The sequence below is a fragment of the Caballeronia sp. M23-90 genome, assembly GCF_053574605.1.
On sequence record NZ_JBSIPA010000969.1, the window covers coordinates 1 to 485 of the forward strand.

1 pseudogene is annotated in these 485 nt (G+C 61.4%); it reads left to right on the plus strand.

The window, feature by feature from the left end:
- Positions 1-127 precede the first annotated feature (127 nt).
- Positions 128-485: pseudogene (locus tag ACRXB1_RS37355) on the plus strand (IS3 family transposase); the annotation flags it as partial.

Sequence of the window (485 nt, forward strand, 5' to 3'; positions counted from 1 at the left end):
CGCTGACACGCGAGATCGATCGTCTGCGGCGACAGCTTATGCAGGCGCGGTTGATCATCGACGTTCAAAAAAAAGTTTCCTCCTTAATGGCTCTGCAGAACGAAGAGGACACGGATGGCAACTCCGCTTGGACGGAGTGAACATCCTGGTGCCGGACGTCGGCGTGGCACGTGCGTGCCGGGTCATGAACATCGATCGCTCACTCGTGTACCGACAGCGCGCCGCGGCACGTCATCTGGTCGCGCAACCAGTTCCGTCCAGAGCTCGTCCCCGGCCTCCTCTCGCATTGAGCGCGCTCGAGCGTTGGTGCGTGCTCGACGCGCTCAACAGCGAGCGTTTCGCTAATTGCTCACCGCGGCAAACCTACGCCACTCTGCTCGATGAGGGCATCTATCTTGGCTCGGTACGCACCATGTACCGGTTGCTCGCCGGCGCCGACCAGGTACGTGAACGGCGCCGGCAATTGACTCATCCGTCCTACACCC